The following is an 18,128-nucleotide window of genomic DNA, read 5'->3' on the forward strand; positions in this document are numbered from 1 at the left end:
CTTGAGCTTCATGGGTACTCCTTCTGTTATTGTTTGTCTCGCAAACCAATAATATCAGATGGTTACCCTTGAAGCTCGACTTTTATGCAACAAAATCAACTATATTCAGCTTGTCGCATGCACTTTTGCAAGAGGCTCATGTAAGAAAAAATTATCCAGCAAGGGGTGTAACGTGGCACAGAACCTGACCCGCAATGAGCAGAATAAACTCCTCACCCTTGCCAGGGAAGCAATTATCTGGTACGTCCGGGAGGGAACAATTCCTAATCGTGATGCGCCGGAACCGAACCTCCAAGGTCACCAGGGTTGTTTCGTCAGTATCAAGATGAACGGCGCTCTCCGTGGCTGTATCGGCAGCTTCATTTCAGACAAGCCACTCTACAAACTTGTTCAGGAGATGGCCATATCAGCCGCGACCCGCGACCCGCGGTTCTACCCCATGAAACCGGCCGACCTCACCGACTTCGCTCTCGAGATTTCAGTTCTGAGTCCTCTTGATAAAATATCGTCACCCGACGAGATCAAGGTGGGCACCCACGGCATCTACATCGAGAAGAACTCCTGCCGCGGCGTGCTCCTTCCGCAGGTGGCAGTGGAGCACGGCTGGGACCGGGATACTTTTCTGTCCCAGACATGCCTCAAGGCGGGACTTCGGCCTGATGACTGGAAGGAAGGCGCTGATCTCTATATATTCAGCGCCCAGATTGTCGCCTGAACTGCCAAAAAACACAATCAATGGAAATTTGTACAAAAAATGGGGAGATGCGCAAACATCTCCCCATTTTTTGTGCTTTCCCGATAATATGCGGGGGTGCCCTAGGTGGGCACCCCCGCATGAAGGAGAAACTTATTACTTCAGGCCAGTGCCTTGTTCAGCCCACTTCTCGAGCATGGCAGTGGTAACCGACTTGGGCCGCTCGATCGCATAGCCGAGACCACGGTCCCACGTAATGTTGGCCATGCAGCCGAGTGCGCGGCCGACGCCGAAGAGGACGGTGTAGAAGTCCCACTCGCGGAGACCGTAGTACCACTGAATGACGCCGGACTGAGCGTCAACGTTCGGCCAGGGGTTCTTGGCCTTGCCGTGCTCCATGAGGACGCCCGGTGCGGTTTCGAAGATCATGGCAACCAGCTTGAAGAGCGGATCGTCCTTCAGGCCAGGAGTCTTGAGGCAGAACTCACGCTGCGACATGTAGCGCGGGTCGGTCTTGCGGAGAACGGCGTGGCCGTAACCCGGAACAACCTGGCCGGCGTTGAGGGTATCCCAGAGAGCCTTGGTAACCAGCTCCTTGGTGGGCTCCACATCCTTGCAATACTTCTCCTGGAACTTGATGGTCCAGTCGAGAACTTCCTGGTTGGCGAGGCCGTGCAGCGGGCCAGCGAGGCCGTTCAGGCCGGCAGAGTATGCATAGTAGGGGTCGGACAGGGCAGAGTGCACCAGGTGGGTGGTGTGGGCCGACACGTTGCCGGACTCATGGTCGGAGTGGAGAATGAAGTACATCCGGGCAACATCCTCGTACTCCTTGCTCTGACCGATCATGCGGGCGAAGTTGGCGCCACAGTCGGCACTCGGATCGATGGCAGCCTGCTTGTCGCCCCTGTACTTGAGGTTGTAGATGAAGGCGGCAATGATGGGGATACGGGCTACGAGGTCATACGCATCTTCGTAGACATATTCCCAGGCAGTCATCTTGTTGAACTTGCCCGAGTTGTAGAAGCCGGCAAACTTGGAGTCTTTCTGCAGGGCAAGGATACCGACGGAGAGCATCACCATGGGGTGGCTGTCCCGCGGCAGGGCGCGAATGGAGTCGAATACATACTGGGGTACTGCTTGACGGACCTTCCACTCGGCAACGACTTCGTCTACCTGTGCTGCGGTCGGGATTTCGCCGGTAAGGAGGAAGTACCAGAAAGACTCAACGGTCGGGTAGTCGGAGCCGGCGGCCTTGGGGAGCGCCTCAAAGGTCTCGGGGATGGTCTTGCCGCGGAACCGGATACCTTCCTGCGGGTCGAGGTAGGAGATATCGGTTACCAGGCAGCGGATGTCACGGGCACCGCCAATAGCCTGGTCGATGGTTACCTGATCGATTACCACTTTCCCGAACTCTTTCACAAGCCTGGTGGTACGGGGACGGAACTCCTCAATTTGTTTCTTCAGGGTTTCCTTGAGTGCCATGTTACGTACTCTCCTTTCACGTTATGATGTCTTAATAAACAAAAACAAACCATGATCCTCGACTACCTTTTATCCCCCTCCTTTCCACTGGCGATATGCAAGTACCGTAAAACGCTGAACTTGGCGCTGCTAACCGCATTAAATCGTGCATTGAATTGATGCAATAAAGGATCACCGATGAGCAGAAATATTTTTCTAGTATACTGTATACAATTTTCTATAAGAATTTATACCACTCAATTTGATTAAACTCAACATAATTTTTGAGGGGAAAATGAGAGGAGGGGGGACGCGCAACCCTTGCCCGAAACATGACGTTGAACTACCGCTCCGTGGCTACTGGCTCGGGGCAACGGAGCGGATGGAACAGCGTCAAAAAGGCAGGAACAAATCAGAGAATAACCAACCGCTGATCTGAAAACGTGAGTTGCTTCAGTCCTTCATAATGGGAGATATAGAAGGTGTTCTCGATACCGATGGCTCCCTCGCCGGGGAAGACAACCTTCGGCTCGAAAGCGAAGACCATTCCGGGCTCTAGGAGCATGTCATTGAACCCCTTGGCCAGAAAGGGGTATTCGTCTATTTCGATGCCAACCCCATGACCGATGAAGGAAACCTGCGCTCCCTTCGCGCCCATGAAGTTGTCGGCATGGCCGAGCTCAACGGCCAGGGCGAGACAGACATCGTAAACGTGACCCCAGGGAGTGCCGGGCACGGCCACTTCGGTCATCCGCTCCTGGACTCGGAGCATGTCGTCATAGGCCCTTTTCATACGATCGGAGAGATCACCGAGGGCGAAGACACGGGTCTGGTCCACAAGGTAGCCGTCGACGCAGCCGGAGAAGTCAACAATGATCGGCTCATTCCGTTCAATGCGCTTCAAGCCCGCCCCCTGTCCAAAGGAAGGATTGAGACCGAGGCCTCCAAGGGGAGTGTCCAGATAGGCGGGAACGGCGGTATCGGTTCCCGAGAAGACTTGGGCATAGAAGAGTTCGGCATTGAAAGCCCTCATCCGGACGAGCCCCTGATGACCTTCCTTGCGGGCGACGAACTCCAGCTCCGCTGCCAGCTCCAAGTCGGTCATCCCCTCGCGGATCACCTCTCGGGCACGGCGGTAGACCTTGTCGACCTGATTGGCCGCATCCTGGAGCAAGTGGATCTCATATTTGCTTTTGATCATCCGGACACGCCGGATGAGGGGAGAAGCGTCGACATACTCGGCAGAGGGGAAGATCGCGCGGTAGCGGGCGAAGAAGTTGACCGGCAGGACGTCGAGCTCCATGCCGATGCGGGCGGGGACACTATAGCCGTAGCTTGCCAGAATCTCGGGGATGGCCTTCATGGTGGCAAAAGGGACGATCTCCTTGAGCCCGGACTCCATACGGGCCCGGGAGAACTCCTTGCGGACCATGTAGATGGGCTCACCCGCTGCCGGCACATAGAGTGCACCGCTCTGGATGGTCCCGGTGAAATAGAAAAGGTCCGCGTTCTGGACTACTACGACGGCATCGAGCTCCGCTTCGACCATGTATGCCTGGAGCTTTTTGATGCGATTATCGAGTTCTTCCCTCGGGGTGATGCGCATGGTTCGGTTCTCCCGGATTGGATCGTGAAGTAGATTACTGCTGCTCCGGCTCTGAGGCAGCGGCGGCCCGCGCCTTGCGCTGGAGTTGGCGACGCTTCCGGCCGCCGAGAAAGGCCTCTTCCACGATGATCACCACAAAGCAGACGACGAAGAGGACCAATAATATGCCCAGGATCTTTTCTCTCATGACCGGCACCCCCTAGGCGGCATCGCCCGACCCTTCCAGGCCCAGCTCCTTGATGGCCATTTCCCGCAGCTTGAACTTCTGGATCTTGCCGCTGGCGGTCATGGGATAGCCATCCACGAACTTCACGTATTTGGGGATCTTGTAGTTGGCAATCTTGTCCCGACAGAACTCCTTGACCTCCTCCTCGTCCATCTCCACCCCTTTTTTCAGGATGATGGCCGCCATGACCTGCTCGCCGTATTTGCGGTCCGGTACGCCATAGATTTGCACATCGGATATCTTCGGGTGTGTGTAGAGGAACTCCTCGATCTCCTTCGGATAGATATTCTCGCCGCCGCGGATGATCATCTGCTTGATGCGGCCGGTGATCTTGCAATAGCCGTTTTCGTCCATCACCGCCAGGTCGCCGGTATGGAGCCAGCCGTCGGCGTCGATGACCTTGGCGGTCTCCTCCGGCATCTTGTAGTACCCCTTCATGACCATGTAGCCCCGGGCACAGAGCTCACCCTGCTTCCCCGGCGGCAGCGTGGTGCCGGTTTCGATATCGACGATCTTCACTTCTGCGCCGGGGAGCGCACGACCCACCGTGGCCACCCGCAGTTCCAGCGGATCATCGGTCCGGCTCTGGGTAATGCCGGGGGAAGACTCGGTCTGACCGAAGACGATGGTGATCTCGGTCAGGTTCATGTCTTTGACGACCCGCTTCATCACCTCCACGGGGCAGACCGAGCCGGCCATGATGCCGGTGCGCAGGGTGGAAAGATCGAATGTGCTGAACTCCGGGTGCTCCAGCTCGGCGATGAACATGGTGGGAACACCATGGAGGGCGGTGCAACGCTCTTCCTCGACCGTCTGCAGCACCTTGAGGGGATCGAAAATTTCCACCGGCACCATGGTCGTACCGTGGGTAACGCTGGCCATGACAGCCAGGACAGAGCCAAAGCAGTGGAAGAAAGGGACCGGGATGCAGAGTCGGTCCTTCTCGGTGAACTTCATGCACTCGCCGATCTGGAAGCCGTTGTTGACGAGGTTGTGGTGGGTCAGCATGACCCCCTTGGGGAAACCGGTGGTGCCGGAGGTGTACTGCATGTTTATGACATCGTGACGGTCCAGAGTAGCCTCAACGGCGGCCAGCTCGCTGTCGGACACCTCCTTCCCCAGATCCACGATCCTCTCGAAATTGAGCATGCCGGCCGGCGTATCCTCACCGATAAAGACAACACTTTTGAGGAAAGGGAGCTTGGGGTTAGTGAGGGCGCCGGGTTGGGCAGTTGCAAGCTCCGGCACCACCTCGTTCAGGGTCGCTACATAGTCCGTGTCCTTCCAGGACCTGACCATGAACAGGGTGGTGGAGTCGGACTGGTTGAGGAGGTATTCCAGTTCCGCCGACTTGTAAGCGGTGTTGACCGTCACCAGCACTACGCCGATCTTGGCGGTGGCAAACTGAAGAATCACCCACTCGGGGACATTGTAAGCCCAGATGGCGACATTGTCCCCCTTCCTGATGCCAAGCTTCAGCAGACCCTTGGCCACCTGACGGCAGATGTCGTTGAACTGGCGATAGGAGTACCGGATGCCCCGCTCAGGATAGACAAGGGCGTCGTTGTCAGGATAGGTTACAGCGATATGGTCGAGCAGCCCGCCTATCGTAAAATCAAGATGTTGCACCATGGAACCCCTCCATTGTTTCATTCTGTCTAACTCTCCTCTTACAAACCACAACCATTTGATTTAATGGAGTTTTGATGAATTATCACGCCACAGACGGCAAGTCAAGAAATTAGAACGGAGTATTATTTACTTCGTTATCTCAACATTTCCGTGCTACACGTTTCTGGAAAAAAAGCTTGACAGAAAGTAAGCCCGGCTTTTCAATATGTTATAATAAACACCTGATATTGTTGAATTATTCAGCATTGTCCCGCATTCTTTGCCTGCACATTTTTTATGCAAATTGCTACTTATGGTTGTTTTAATGACCCTTTACACTTTGTATACGTTTTTTTCCACAAGGGTATCCACATTTTGTGTGGAAAGCCCGCTTAAAGGCCGTTTTTACGGCTTTTTTCACACACCTGTAACCCGGTTGCAACATTTCATCCGTACCATCTCCGGCAAGGAGATACCAAGACCATGCAAACTGTCCTGATCATCGAAGACGAAAAAGACCTGGCGGAACTCGTGTCCTTCAATCTGGAAAAGGAGGGATACCGGACCATCACGGCCTTCGACGGCGCCAGCGGCCTGGAGGCGGCCCGCAGCCACCCGCCGGACCTGATCCTCCTGGACCTGATGCTTCCCGGCATGATGGGGATGGAGGTCTGCAAGATCCTGAAAAAATCGGAGAAGACGGCCCGCGTCCCGGTCATCATGCTGACGGCAAAGGGGGAGGAGATCGACCGGGTCGTCGGTTTCGAGGTGGGAGCCGACGACTACGTGGTAAAGCCCTTCTCCACCCGGGAGCTGCTCCTGAGGATCAAGGCGGTGCTCCGCCGCTCGCTCCCCGACCGGTCCGAGGGAAAGATCCTCACCATCGGACCGGTCACCATTGATCCCGACCGCCACACGGTGGCCGTGGACGGGGAGGAGATCGTCCTCACCACCACCGAATTCAAGCTGCTCCTGAACCTGGCCGAACGCCTGGGGCGGGTCCAGAGCCGCGACCTCCTCCTGAAAAACGTCTGGGGGTACAACTACGTGGGGGACACCCGCACGGTGGATACCCACATCACGCGGCTCCGCACCAAGCTCGGCAGAGGGGGCGACCTGATCCGGACCGTCCGGGGCTTCGGCTACAAGATGGAGGACGCGTGAGATTCACGATCCAGTGGAAGCTCATGGCTTCCTACCTGTTTCTCGTGCTCTTTATCGGCGGGGTCTTCTTCGCCTACCTGAGCCATACCCTCAACCATCACCTGACGGCGGAGATCCGGCAGAACCTCGCCACCGAGGCCCGGCTCACCCAGATGATCGCCCGCCGCGACATCGGCCAGATGCGGGCCGATGCGCCCGCCGTGGCTGCCGCAATCTCCCGGGAGGCCCGGGCGCGGGTGACCATCATTCTCGCCAGTGGCAAGGTGGCGGGAGATTCCGAGATCGCTCCCGACCAGCTGAAGGGGCTCGAGAATCACCTGAACCGGCCCGAGGTCCAGCAGGCCCTGAAAAGCGGCAGCGGCGAATCGATCCGCTACTCGGCAACCATCAAGACCCCCATGCTCTACGTGGCGGTTCCCCTGAAGACCGCCGGCGGCGAAGAGGGAGTTGTCCGGCTCGCCCTTCCCCTCACCGCCCTTGAGCAGGCAAAGGGTAGCATCAGGACGCTCCTGGCGGCGTCCCTGGCGGTTTCCCTCCTGGTGGCCCTCGTTCTGAGCTACATCCTCTCGCGGGTGACATCCCGGTCCCTGCGGACCATCACCATCCTGGCCAAACAGATCGGCAGAGGTGACTTCAGCCGGCGGATACCGGTCCCCACCCGCGACGAGGTGGGGGAGCTGGCCCGGGTCATGAACGACATGGCTGCCCGGATAGAGCAGCAGATGGAGCGGACCTCGGCGGAGCGCAACCGCCTCGACACCATCCTGCGGGGGATGGGCGAAGGGCTCATGGTATCCGATGCCAACGGCCTGATCACCATGGTCAATCCGGCATTTCTCGACCTCTTCTCCCTGAAAGAGAGCGTGGAGGGGAGGCACATCATCGAGATCGCCCGCCACCCGGCCCTCAACGATGCGTTCAAGGCCATCGTCGCCTCCCGGGACGAACGGATCGAGAAGATGACCCTGGTCCTGGGGGAGGAGAAACACGTCCTGACCCACTGGGTGCCGCTTGTGGACAGCGGGGAACTGCAGGGAGTCGTGGCGGTTTTCCACGACATCACCGACCTGACCAAGCTGGAGAACATCCGGCAGGACTTCGTGGCCAACGTTTCCCACGAACTGAGAACGCCGGTTACCGTCATCAAGGGGTATGCCGAGGCGCTGATCGACGGCACCATGGAAAGCGACCCGGAGCGGGCGCGGAAGTTCGTCGAAATCATCCTCAGCCATTCGGAACGGCTCGCCGCCCTGATCGGCGATCTCCTCACCCTTTCCCAGCTGGAGGCGGGGAGCATGAATCTTGAAAAAACGACGGTCCGCCCGGACCAGGTGGCGAAGCACGCCCTGGAGCTCCTGGAGCCGAAGGCGGCCCGGAAGGGAATTGCCATCGACTGCTCGGGGATGGCCGGAGCGCCGCCAGTCCTGGCCGATCCGGGGAGGCTCGAGCAGGTGATGGTCAACCTCCTGGACAACGCCATCAAGTACACCCCCGAGAGCGGCTCCATTTCGTTCACCGTCGCCGGCGAGGAGGCCATGGTGCGGATCGGCGTGAAGGACACCGGCGTCGGCATCCCTCCGAAGGACCTGCCGCGCATCTTCGAGCGGTTCTACCGGGTGGACACGGCCCGCAGCCGCGACGAGGGGGGGACCGGTCTGGGGCTATCGATCGTGAAGCATATCATCCAGCTCCACGGTGGCACCGTGGGGGTGGAGAGCGAGCCGGGGAAGGGATCGGAATTCTGGTTCACCCTGAAAAAGGCATAGATTAGATAGGCCGTCACCCATCACTCAAGGGGCACCGATTCGTCGGTGCCCCTTTTCATTTCCAACAGTTTCCAACTCCTCACCAGGCGTTCACGCCGCTGTAACACGCGCCGGCTACCCTGTCTTCACATCAAACGAGAGAAAAGGAGAGAGCATGTGGAAAGAAAACGTCATCGACCTGAAGCTCACGCGGTTTTTCGAGATCTCGGCCCGGGCGCTCCTGAGCCTTCTTATCTTTGCCATTCTGCTGGCCATCCTGGCGGCGATCATTGGCACCTTTCACGACCTGCGGCTGGTCATGGGGCACGATGTCCACGGAGCCTTCAGGACCATCCTGGTGGATGTGCTGACGGTGCTCGCCATCGTGGAGGTCCTCCGTACGGCCCTTGCCTACTTTACTGAGGGGCGGGTGAAGGTGACCTACATCATCGACACGGTGCTGGTCACCGTGTTGACCGAGGTGATGGCCTTCTGGTACCGGGAGATGAATTGGGAAAAGGTCACCATGGTGATCGCCCTAGTCCTGTCGTTGGCGGCGGTGCGGATCATCGCCGTGCGTTACTCCCCCCGCCGGCTCAGGGATGAGTTGTGACAACGGGATGGATCTCGTTTCCACGTCGGTTTTCAGAGTCTTAAGAGGATCTTTGCGTAGCTGTAACATGGCTGTAACGATCATCGCCTACCATTCAACCATCACCATCAACCAAGAGGAGATCGAACAGATGAAACATATGACCCTCAGCAGCAGAATCAGACGCGCAGTTTCGCCGGTCGTCGCGGTCGCCCTCGGCGTATCGCTTCTGGCCGGCGTGGCCGGCGCCGCCGACAAGATCGTCAAGATCGACGGCTCCAGCACCGTCTACCCCATCACCGAGGCGGTAGCGGAGGATTTCCAGAAGGCGAAGAAGGGTGCCGTCAGGGTAACCGTCGGCATCTCGGGCACCGGCGGCGGCTTCAAGAAGTTCTGCCGCGGCGAAACCGACATCTCCGGAGCTTCCCGCCCGATCCTCAAGAAGGAGATGGACGCCTGCAAGCAGGCCGGCATCCAGTACATCGAGTTGCCGGTGGCCTACGACGCCCTGACCGTGGTGGTGAACCCCCAGAACACCTGGCTCAAGCAGATCACCGTGGATGAGCTCAAGAAGATCTGGGAGCCGGCCGCCCAGGGGAAGATCAAGACCTGGAACCAGGTTAACCCCGCATGGCCCAACACCCCCATCAAGCTCTTCGGACCGGGCGCCGACTCGGGGACCTTCGACTACTTCACCGAGGCGGTTGTGGGGAAGGCCAAGTCGAGCCGCGGCGACTACACCGCCAGCGAGGACGACAACGTGCTCGTCCAGGGGGTTTCCCGCGACAAGGGGGCCTTGGGCTACTTCGGCTTCGCCTACTATGTGGAAAACAGCAAGAAGCTGAAGGCGGTACCCATCGTGGAGAAGGCCGGCAAGAAGCCGGTGCTCCCCTCCCTGGAGACGGTAAAGAACGGCACCTACCAGCCCCTGGCCCGCCCCGTCTTCATCTACGTGAACGCCAGTTCGGTGGCCAAGCCCGAGGTCAAGGAATTCGTGGATTTCTACCTGAACCAGGCCCCGAAGCTGACCAAGGCCGTGAAGTACGTGCCGCTCCCCGACAAGGCCTATTCCCTCGCCAAGACCAACTTCGCCAAGAAGAAGACCGGCACCGGCTTCGGCGGCGAGCCCGAGGTGGGCGTATCGGTGGAGGAACTCCTCCAGCGTGAAGGGAAGCACTGATCCATCCCATGACTGAACTCCCCGGGAGGGGCGCCAACGCGCCTCTCCCCTTTTTGCGCCGAACAAACCGTGACAACGACGCAAAGATCCCGTTACGGCGCCATGTACACAACCAATCATGGATACGAACCGCATGAACCGCACAACGAACGACACAACCCTCGGCATCATGGAGTGCCCGACCGTGAGCGAAACAAACAGCCGTCTTTCCCACAAGCAGGGGCGCATCATCAAGGAGCGGGTCATCGAGACCCTCCTCTTCCTGGCGGCCCTGTCGTCGGTGGCCACCACCTTCGCCATCGTCTTCATCCTGGTCTACGAGTCGATCCCCTTCTTCCAGCACACGACGGTACTGAACTTCCTGACCGACACCGAGTGGACCCCCCTGTTCGATGACGCCCGCTACGGCATCATGCCGCTGGTGTCGGGGACCCTGGTGACGACGGGAGTGGCCCTCACCGTCGCCATCCCCATGGGGACGATCATCGCCATTTATCTCAGCGAGTTCGCCCCCCACCGGGTCAGGGAGATAGTGAAGCCGTTCCTGGAGTTGCTGGGGGCCGTGCCGACGGTGGTCTTCGGCTACTTCGCCCTGGTGGTGGTGACTCCGCTCCTGCAGAAGATCTACCCGGACCTCCCCGGCTTCAACATGCTCTCCGCCGGCCTTGTGATGGGGATCATGATCATCCCCTACGTGAGCTCCGTGAGCGAGGACGCCATGCGGGCGGTGCCGATGCACCTGCGCGAAGGGTCCTACGCCATGGGGGCGACCCGCTTCCAGACCGCGGTGCGGGTGGTGGTGCCGAGCGCCTTCTCGGGCATCGCCGCCGCATTCACCCTCGGCATCTCCCGGGCCGTGGGCGAGACCATGATCGTGGCCATCGCCGCCGGGATGCAGCCGAACCTCACCTGGAAGGCCACCGAGTCGGCCGCCACCATCAGCGCCTTCATCGTGCAGGTGGCCCTGGGCGACCTCCCCCACGGCAGCGTCGGCTACCAGTCCATCTTCGCCGCGGGGCTCACCCTCATGCTGATCACCCTGATCTTCAACATCGTCGGCTACTGGCTCAAGAAGCGGTTCAGGGAGGTGTACTGATGCAGCAGAGCGTTAGCGAGATCCGGCGGCTCATCGCCCGCCACAAGTTCTGGGACTACGCCTTCGCCATCGTGGGGATGATCTGCCTCATGGCGGGGATTCTGGTGCTCCTTGCCCTCTTCGCCGACCTAGTGAAGACCGGCGCGCCGCGCCTCACCACCGGGTTCTTCACCTCGTTCCCCTCCCGGATGGCGGAGGAGGCGGGGATCCTCTCGGCCTGGGTCGGCTCGGTGCTGGTCATGCTCGTGACCGCCTGCGCCGCCGTCCCCCTGGGGGTGGCCGCGGCCATCTACCTTGAGGAGTACGCACCGAAGAACTGGATGACCGCCATCATCGAGATCAACGTCACCAACCTGGCCGGGGTGCCATCCATCGTCTACGGACTCCTGGCCCTGGGGCTCTTCGTCTACACCCTGGACCTTGGCCAGAGCATCCTCTCGGCGGGGCTCACCCTGGCGCTCCTGATCCTGCCGGTGGTGATCGTGGCCACCCGGGAGTCGCTCCGGGCTGTCCCCGGCAGCATCCGCGAGGCGGCCTACGCCCTGGGCGCCACCCGCTGGCAGATGGTGTCGGACCACGTCCTCCCCTACTCCCTGGCAGGGATCATGACCGGCGTCATCATGGGGCTGTCGCGGGCCATCGGCGAGACTGCCCCCATCATCACCATCGGGGCCCTCACTTTCATCGCCTTCCTCCCCAACTCGCCGATCACCCCCGAGTTCCCCTTCGTGAACGCCAAGTGGCTCATGGACCCCTTCACGGTCATGCCGATCCAGATGTTCAACTGGACCTCGCGCCCCGAGGAGGAATTTCAACTCAACGCGGCGGCGGCCGGCGTGGTGCTCCTGGCCATGACCCTGGCCATGAACGCCATAGCCATCTACCTCCGTTATTCGATCCGCAAGAAGATCAAGTGGTAAAAGGAGTACGTGAATAATGTCAGCTTCCGTTCAGTCTACGCTCAAGGCCGAGGCGAAGGATCTCAACTTCTACTACGGCGATTTCAAGGCCCTGAAGGGTATCAGCCTCCCGGTCCATGAGAAGAAAATCACCGCCCTCATCGGCCCCTCCGGGTGCGGCAAGTCCACGTTCCTGCGCTGCTTCAACCGGATGCACGACCTCTACCCGGGCAACCGCTACGAGGGGGAGATTACCCTCAACCCGGACAACGTGAACATCCTCTCCCCCAAGGTGGACCCCATTGAGGTGCGGATGCGGATCAGCATGGTCTTCCAGAAGCCGAACCCGTTCCCCAAGTCCATCTACGAGAACGTGGCCTACGGCCTGCGGGTGCGGGGGATCAACAAGCGGAGCATCCTCGAAGAGAAGGTGGAAGTGGCCCTCCAGAACGCCGCCCTCTGGAACGAGGTGAAGGACCGCCTCCACGACCTGGCCTTCAACCTCTCCGGCGGGCAGCAGCAGCGGCTCTGCATCGCCCGGGCCCTGGCCATCGACCCGGAGATCATGCTCTTCGACGAGCCCACCTCGGCCCTGGACCCCATCGCCACCGCCAGCATCGAGGAACTGATGGACGAGTTGAAGGACCGGTTCACCATCCTCATCGTCACCCACAACATGCAGCAGGCGGCCCGGGTGTCGGACTACACCGCGTTCCTTTACATGGGAGAGGTGGTGGAATACAATGACACGAAAAAAATCTTCACCAACCCGGACAAGCAGCAGACCGAGGATTACATCACGGGGCGGTTCGGGTAGGGTGGAATGTGCTGAAATGAATTCGATAACGGGGAGAAGTATGGAACGAGAGCATATATTCAAGCAGTACGACGCAGAGCTGAACGAGATCCGGAGCCTCCTCCTGGAAATGGGGGGCAAGGTGGAGCAGATGATCGCCGACGCCATGAAGTCACTGGTGGAGCGCGATTCCGACCTGGCCCGGCGCCTCATCGCCCTGGACCATCAGGTAAACCACCTGGAACTGGAGATCGACGAGAAGTGCCTCCAGGTGCTGGCCCGGCGGCAGCCGGCGGCCCGGGATCTGCGCTTTATCACCCTGGCCCTGAAGATCGTCACGGATCTCGAGCGGATCGGCGACCAGTGCACCAGCGTGGCCAAGCGGGTCGTGGAACTGAACAATGAGCCCCCCCTGAAGCCTTACATCGACCTCCCCCGCATGGCCGCGGCGGCAGGGACCATGGTGAAAGAAGCCCTCGACGCCTTTGTGCGGGGCGACGCCGAACTGGCCATCACGGTCTGCAAGGAGGACGCCTTCGTGGACGGCCTTAATGACCAGATCCAGCGGGAGCTCCTCACCTTTATGATGGAGGACCCCTCAAGCATCAGCCGGGCCCTGAAGCTGCTCTACATCTCCAAGTATATGGAGCGGATCGCGGACCACGCCACCAACGTGGCCGAGATGGTGATCTTCATGGTTAAGGGGAAGGACATCCGGCACACGGCGCCGCCCAGCGGCGAAATAGCATAGAACATCCCGAGGGCGCGTCAGGCGCCCCTTTTTTTTACCCTCCCTTGGGTTATTATTTACCTGACCATCAGAATGAGCCGCTCCAGGATTCCATGGGGAAAAGTCACCACACGCTATCGCTCGGAGAAAAGCTTATGGGCAACAATGAAGCGATTTTTGAGGAAGCTTACAAAACCTTCCAACCGAAAATCCTCCGTTATCTGGCCCGGTTGGTAGGGGAACATGAGGCGGAAGACCTGACTCAGTCCGTCTTCTTCAAGGTAAATCAAGGACTGATGAATTTCCGGGGTGAATCGTCGCTCTCCACCTGGATTTACCGCATTGCAACCAATGCTGCCAAGGACAGTCTTCGCACCTCTTCGTTACCCACCTCCACTGACGAGAATCTGTCGCAGGTTATCCCGGAAAAGGGAGAGGATGATACGAACACTATTCCGGACAGTTCACCCACCGTTGAGCAACATCTCATCCGTGGAGAGATGGCAGCATGCATCCGCGACATCGTAAACAGACTCCCCGAATCGTATCGAACGGTCATCGTCTTGAGCGAACTCGAAGGTTTCAACAACCGCGACATCGCCGAAATCCTGGATGTTACCCTCGATATAGTCAAGATCAGGTTGCACCGCGCCAGGGCAAGGCTGAAGCAGGAACTGGAAAATCACTGCAACTTTTATCTCGACGAACGAAGCGAGTTTGCCTGCACCCGGAAGGAATGCTCGCATAGCGAGTGAGAAGGCTGCACGTATCTTTTCAGACGTCGCTAGCGAACCTTTCCATTTCCTTTGACCGGCCCCCCATCACACGCCGCGCTATACCCTTACCCCCTCTTTAATCCTTCAGTATTTCACCATCGACAAAAAAAGTGATCCGAAGGTGTATCTTTCCCCTCCCATCCCCCGTCTATAGTTTCGGAAAGGAGGTGAGGCGTGATGTTCGGATGGGAACACTGGGGAGTGAGTTTCTGGTGGGTTTTCGTGCTAGTTGCTGTCGCCATGTTCATCGGCTGCTTTTTCACGATGCGGGGATGCTCCTGCATGACCGCGTGGACGGGGTGGCGAATCCCCCCGGAAGGGAGCAGGTTCCGTTGGTCATCGAGGGACTCGGCCCGGGAAATCCTGAAAAAACGGTTTGCCCTCGGGGATATCGATGAAAAAACGTACGACGAGATGAAGAAAAAACTCGATTACAATGATCTGCTCCAGGAAAGGACAGGCCATGACAACAAAAACCTGCTGCGGAACGACCAGCGAAACGCAAACGAAGAGCGACTCAGGCTATGAAATCGTGCGGCTGGAAAAGACCGACAAATACTGTGCCTTGTGCGACCAATACGCAGAAAAGCACCAAACCAAGCCGGTGGTGGTCCTGAGCTGCGACGGGGCCTGCCTGCGCGGAGAGGTGGCACGGCAGGCAGCCAATGAGCTCTGCTACTCGCTGGCGCCGGAAAAGACGGTGCGTATCTGCCTGGGAGCCGCTTTCACCAAGGAAACGAGCCAGAGACAACTCGTGCGGAACGCCCCGAGGTTGATCTCCCTTGAAGGGTGCTACATCAACTGTGCTTCCCGCATGATGGGCGGGGTGATCGAAGGTCTCGAGCCGGAGGTGATTAATGTCGACCAGCTCTACGACTTCGACCGAAAACTCTTCGGCACCGATGAAATGCTCGACGAGGAGATCAAAGCCCACGGAAGGGGAGCTGCCCGACAGATTGCGGCACGTCTTTAGGGAGTGTCCCATTTGACGGAGGGCGACAGTTGTCGCCCTCCGTGCGTTCCTCTCTCTTTCCTACCCACCTTTCACCCCACCGTAACCCTTCGTTAACACAAGCATCCTACACTTAACACGCCGTATCCACTCACTGAAGGAGGCACATTGTCATGCTCAAACGCATCACCATGCCGGGCTTTACGGAGCTCGACCGACAGATTGCAAAACTCAGGGAACTGCGGGATTCGTTCCGCGCCGCGAATGAAAGCCGGTCATATCTTCCGAAAGATTCACTCGATTTTCCCCCGCCCGCCACGGAGTCGTAACCGGTTTTGTCTCGCCATAAGCCCCTTCCCTCTTTGCCGCATCACATGCGAGCAGAGCATTTCCCCGCTTCGCCCTCCAATGCCTTGTCTTACGGATGCATTTCTGCTATGATTTCGCTCGTTTTGCATGGGCCGCAGCGAAGGCACCACAAAACTCGTCTTCCTTTCCGCTGATAGACTCCAGCAGCCCCAAAGCTGTCACCACCTTAAGGCGAGCGTTCCGTGAGCGAATCCTGTCACCTCGTTGTCTTCACCCTCGACAATCAGCGCTATGCGCTTCATCTTTCAGCCGTCGACCGGACCGTCCGCATGGTCGAGATCACCCCCTTGCCGAAAGCGCCTGAGATCGTCCTCGGCGTCATCACCGTGATTGGAAATATTGTGCCGGTCCTCGATATCCGCCGCCGCTTCGGCCTTGCGGAGCGGCGAACAGGGCTGAGCGACCACCTGATCATTGCCCGAACGGCGAAACGGACCGTGGCCCTTGTGGTGGACGGGGCAAATGACGTCATCGAACGGCCGGCAGGAGAGATCATCCCTCCGGATGCGATCCTTCCCGGCATGGAGCATGTGGGTGGAGTAGTGAAACTTGAGGACGGGATGGTCTTCATCCACGATCTCGACGGTTTTCTCTCCCTGGAGGAAGAACAGGCGCTGGAAGCGGCCATCGAGCAGGAGAACCATGCCTGATCCTTTCTTACCGGGCTGCTCGCAGGCAGAGCGATGACCCACCATATTTCCGATCACCTTCTGTCACGGCTCAGTGAATTCGTTTCCTGCCAGCTCGGCCTCCATTTTCCGGAAAAGCGCTGGCACGACCTCGAACGCAGAACGATCCACGCAGCCCGCGACTTCGGTTTCAAGAATGCTAAAGCGTGTGTCCAATGGCTGCTATCGTCGCGGGTGTCGCGGGCCGAGATCGAGGTTCTGGCCAGCCACCTGACCATCGGCGAAACCTATTTCTTCCGCGAAAGGGGGGGGTTTGACGCCCTTGAATCCCGCATCCTCCCGGAACTGATCAGCTCCCGCCGGGGAAAGGAGCAGCGGCTGCGGATCTGGAGCGCCGGCTGCTCATCGGGCGAGGAACCGTATTCCATCGCGATCCTGCTCAAGAAGATGATCCCCGATCTGGAGGAGTGGAATGTCACCATCCTTGCCACCGACATCAATCCCCGTGCCCTCGGCAAGGCGGCAGCGGGCATCTACAGCGACTGGTCGTTCCGGGGCGTGCCGGACTGGATGAAAGAACGGTATTTCTCCCGCTGCGGCGATGGGCGCCTCGAAGTCCCCTACGGCATCAGGAAAATGGTGACCTTCGCCAATCTTAACCTGGTGGAGGACACGTTTCCGTCCCTCGTGAACAACACCAATGCGATGGACATCATCCTCTGCCGCAACGTGCTGATGTATTTCGGAACGGAACAGGCAAGCAAGGTCACCGGGAATTTCCACCGGTCCCTCCTCGATGGCGGCTGGCTGCTTGTCAGCCCCTGCGAGACATCGTCCGCAATCTTTGCACACTTTGACACGGTCACGTTCCCGGGAGCGGTCTTCTACCGGAAGGACGGCACCGGGAAACGGGCCGCCGCGTTTTCATGTCCGCTCTCGTTTGAGGAGGCCCGGCTTCACCAACCGGAGCTGCCGTCATCGGTTTTTCCTCCCATCTCCCGGGAGCCTCTCCCGTCGGAAACCGGGAAGGAGATGGCTCCGCCCCCCCAGGCGGAGCCATCGGCGTATGAAGAGGCGCTGGCACTCCACCGGCAGGGAGACTATGGACTGGCGGCGGAAAAGCTGTGCGGTTTCCTCTCTGCGGCGCAGTCGACGGGTGTCCCTCTCCCCATGTTCGGAAAGGCTGCCTCCCTCCTGGCGCAGCTCTGCGCCGATCTGGGCAACCTGGAGGATGCGCTCCGGTGGTCCGGGGAGGCAATCGCCGCCGACAAGCTCAATGCGGAGATCCACTACCTCCGTGCAACCATCTTCCAGGAGCAGGGGGCCATCGACGACGCGGTGGCATCGCTGAAGCGGGCGATTTATCTCGACCATGCGTTCGTGCTCGCCCACTTCACCCTGGGAAATCTCACCCTGGGGCAGGGAAAGAAAAAGGAATCGGACAAACATTTCGACAATGCTCTGGAGTTCCTGCGTGCATACCGTGACGATGATCCGGTGCCGGGCGGCGACGGAATGACCGCCGGCAGGCTTGCCGAGATCATCGGGTCGACTCGGGCGGCTGCCCGCAGACCGTAATGATCATGAAGTGAGGACCGCACC

Annotated in this window: 19 protein-coding genes; 15 read left to right on the forward strand and 4 right to left on the reverse strand. The window is 59.0% G+C overall.

Going from position 1 to position 18,128, the window contains the following annotated elements; all coding sequences use genetic code 11:
- Window positions 1-172 precede the first annotated feature (172 nt).
- Window positions 173-715, forward strand: coding sequence for an AmmeMemoRadiSam system protein A (amrA, locus tag RCH91_RS06895; protein ID WP_306533882.1), 543 nt, complete (start codon window positions 173-175; stop codon window positions 713-715).
- Between the two features lie 135 nt (window positions 716-850).
- Here amrA and RCH91_RS06900 read toward each other — a convergent pair whose 3' ends face one another.
- The 4 genes from RCH91_RS06900 to RCH91_RS06915 all read right to left on the reverse strand — a co-directional run bounded on the left by RCH91_RS06900 (window position 851) and on the right by RCH91_RS06915 (window position 5,619).
- Complete coding sequence (locus tag RCH91_RS06900; RefSeq protein WP_306533883.1) at window positions 851-2,176, reverse strand: citrate (Si)-synthase; 1,326 nt, start codon at window positions 2,174-2,176, stop codon at window positions 851-853.
- 391 nt (window positions 2,177-2,567) lie between these two features.
- Window positions 2,568-3,761, reverse strand: coding sequence for a Xaa-Pro peptidase family protein (locus RCH91_RS06905; RefSeq protein WP_306533884.1), 1,194 nt, complete (start codon window positions 3,759-3,761; stop codon window positions 2,568-2,570).
- Between the two features lie 34 nt (window positions 3,762-3,795).
- Complete coding sequence (locus tag RCH91_RS06910; protein WP_306533885.1) at window positions 3,796-3,948, reverse strand: hypothetical protein; 153 nt, start codon at window positions 3,946-3,948, stop codon at window positions 3,796-3,798.
- Between the two features lie 12 nt (window positions 3,949-3,960).
- On the reverse strand, window positions 3,961-5,619 hold the full coding sequence (locus RCH91_RS06915) for an AMP-binding protein (RefSeq protein WP_306533886.1): 1,659 nt from the start codon (window positions 5,617-5,619) through the stop codon (window positions 3,961-3,963).
- A gap of 462 nt (window positions 5,620-6,081) precedes the next feature.
- Here RCH91_RS06915 and RCH91_RS06920 point away from each other — a divergent pair, with 462 nt between their 5' ends.
- The 14 genes from RCH91_RS06920 to RCH91_RS06985 all read left to right on the forward strand — a co-directional run bounded on the left by RCH91_RS06920 (window position 6,082) and on the right by RCH91_RS06985 (window position 18,104).
- A complete protein-coding gene (locus RCH91_RS06920; RefSeq protein WP_306533887.1) occupies window positions 6,082-6,762 on the forward strand; it encodes a response regulator in 681 nt (226 codons plus the stop codon).
- Window positions 6,759-8,528 carry a two-component system histidine kinase PnpS gene (pnpS, locus tag RCH91_RS06925; protein WP_306533888.1) on the forward strand — a complete coding sequence of 590 codons (1,770 nt, stop codon included), beginning with the start codon at window positions 6,759-6,761 and terminating at the stop codon, window positions 8,526-8,528. Before RCH91_RS06920 ends, pnpS begins: the two co-directional genes overlap by 4 nt.
- A 154-nt stretch (window positions 8,529-8,682) precedes the next feature.
- Complete coding sequence (locus tag RCH91_RS06930; RefSeq protein ID WP_306533889.1) at window positions 8,683-9,120, forward strand: phosphate-starvation-inducible PsiE family protein; 438 nt, start codon at window positions 8,683-8,685, stop codon at window positions 9,118-9,120.
- Between the two features lie 130 nt (window positions 9,121-9,250).
- Entirely contained in the window at window positions 9,251-10,279 is a 1,029-nt protein-coding gene (locus tag RCH91_RS06935) for a PstS family phosphate ABC transporter substrate-binding protein (RefSeq protein ID WP_373694372.1), read from the forward strand.
- 169 nt (window positions 10,280-10,448) lie between these two features.
- Complete coding sequence (gene pstC / locus RCH91_RS06940; protein ID WP_373694373.1) at window positions 10,449-11,375, forward strand: phosphate ABC transporter permease subunit PstC; 927 nt, start codon at window positions 10,449-10,451, stop codon at window positions 11,373-11,375.
- Window positions 11,375-12,295: a phosphate ABC transporter permease PstA gene (pstA, locus tag RCH91_RS06945; RefSeq protein ID WP_306533892.1), complete on the forward strand. Its 921-nt coding sequence runs from the start codon at window positions 11,375-11,377 to the stop codon at window positions 12,293-12,295. Before pstC ends, pstA begins: the two co-directional genes overlap by 1 nt.
- 16 nt (window positions 12,296-12,311) lie before the next feature.
- Window positions 12,312-13,091, forward strand: coding sequence for a phosphate ABC transporter ATP-binding protein PstB (gene pstB / locus RCH91_RS06950; protein WP_306533893.1), 780 nt, complete (start codon window positions 12,312-12,314; stop codon window positions 13,089-13,091).
- A 40-nt stretch (window positions 13,092-13,131) separates the two neighbouring features.
- On the forward strand, window positions 13,132-13,821 hold the full coding sequence (phoU, locus tag RCH91_RS06955) for a phosphate signaling complex protein PhoU (protein ID WP_306533894.1): 690 nt from the start codon (window positions 13,132-13,134) through the stop codon (window positions 13,819-13,821).
- A 134-nt stretch (window positions 13,822-13,955) separates the two neighbouring features.
- On the forward strand, window positions 13,956-14,555 hold the full coding sequence (locus RCH91_RS06960; protein WP_306533895.1) for a sigma-70 family RNA polymerase sigma factor: 600 nt from the start codon (window positions 13,956-13,958) through the stop codon (window positions 14,553-14,555).
- A 195-nt stretch (window positions 14,556-14,750) separates the two neighbouring features.
- Window positions 14,751-15,104: an SHOCT domain-containing protein gene (locus RCH91_RS06965; protein WP_306533896.1), complete on the forward strand. Its 354-nt coding sequence runs from the start codon at window positions 14,751-14,753 to the stop codon at window positions 15,102-15,104.
- Window positions 15,040-15,549: a putative zinc-binding protein gene (locus RCH91_RS06970; protein WP_306533897.1), complete on the forward strand. Its 510-nt coding sequence runs from the start codon at window positions 15,040-15,042 to the stop codon at window positions 15,547-15,549. The genes RCH91_RS06965 and RCH91_RS06970 overlap by 65 nt, the downstream gene beginning before the upstream one ends.
- Before the next feature lie 152 nt (window positions 15,550-15,701).
- A complete protein-coding gene (locus tag RCH91_RS06975; protein WP_306533898.1) occupies window positions 15,702-15,857 on the forward strand; it encodes a hypothetical protein in 156 nt (51 codons plus the stop codon).
- 222 nt (window positions 15,858-16,079) lie between these two features.
- Window positions 16,080-16,547, forward strand: a complete 468-nt coding sequence (locus RCH91_RS06980; RefSeq protein ID WP_306533899.1) for a chemotaxis protein CheW — start codon at window positions 16,080-16,082, stop codon at window positions 16,545-16,547.
- Window positions 16,548-16,580: 33 nt separating this feature from the next.
- A complete protein-coding gene (locus RCH91_RS06985) occupies window positions 16,581-18,104 on the forward strand; it encodes a protein-glutamate O-methyltransferase CheR (protein WP_306533900.1) in 1,524 nt (507 codons plus the stop codon).
- Window positions 18,105-18,128 lie beyond the last annotated feature (24 nt).

Source organism: Geobacter sp. (assembly GCF_030834625.1).
Lineage (GTDB): Bacteria > Desulfobacterota > Desulfuromonadia > Geobacterales > Geobacteraceae > Geobacter.

Coding starts and splice junctions, on each gene's coding strand:
- RCH91_RS06910 (WP_306533885.1), bottom strand. CDS start 3,948: ATGAGAGAAAAGATCCTGGGCATATTATTGGTCCTCTTCGTCGTCTGC.
- pstA (WP_306533892.1), top strand. CDS start 11,375: ATGCAGCAGAGCGTTAGCGAGATCCGGCGGCTCATCGCCCGCCACAAG.
- phoU (WP_306533894.1), top strand. CDS start 13,132: ATGGAACGAGAGCATATATTCAAGCAGTACGACGCAGAGCTGAACGAG.
- RCH91_RS06935 (WP_373694372.1), top strand. CDS start 9,251: ATGAAACATATGACCCTCAGCAGCAGAATCAGACGCGCAGTTTCGCCG.
- RCH91_RS06900 (WP_306533883.1), bottom strand. CDS start 2,176: ATGGCACTCAAGGAAACCCTGAAGAAACAAATTGAGGAGTTCCGTCCC.
- RCH91_RS06905 (WP_306533884.1), bottom strand. CDS start 3,761: ATGCGCATCACCCCGAGGGAAGAACTCGATAATCGCATCAAAAAGCTC.
- pstC (WP_373694373.1), top strand. CDS start 10,449: ATGGAGTGCCCGACCGTGAGCGAAACAAACAGCCGTCTTTCCCACAAG.
- RCH91_RS06970 (WP_306533897.1), top strand. CDS start 15,040: ATGACAACAAAAACCTGCTGCGGAACGACCAGCGAAACGCAAACGAAG.
- RCH91_RS06915 (WP_306533886.1), bottom strand. CDS start 5,619: ATGGTGCAACATCTTGATTTTACGATAGGCGGGCTGCTCGACCATATC.
- RCH91_RS06920 (WP_306533887.1), top strand. CDS start 6,082: ATGCAAACTGTCCTGATCATCGAAGACGAAAAAGACCTGGCGGAACTC.
- RCH91_RS06975 (WP_306533898.1), top strand. CDS start 15,702: ATGCTCAAACGCATCACCATGCCGGGCTTTACGGAGCTCGACCGACAG.
- RCH91_RS06960 (WP_306533895.1), top strand. CDS start 13,956: ATGGGCAACAATGAAGCGATTTTTGAGGAAGCTTACAAAACCTTCCAA.
- RCH91_RS06930 (WP_306533889.1), top strand. CDS start 8,683: ATGTGGAAAGAAAACGTCATCGACCTGAAGCTCACGCGGTTTTTCGAG.
- pstB (WP_306533893.1), top strand. CDS start 12,312: ATGTCAGCTTCCGTTCAGTCTACGCTCAAGGCCGAGGCGAAGGATCTC.
- RCH91_RS06985 (WP_306533900.1), top strand. CDS start 16,581: ATGACCCACCATATTTCCGATCACCTTCTGTCACGGCTCAGTGAATTC.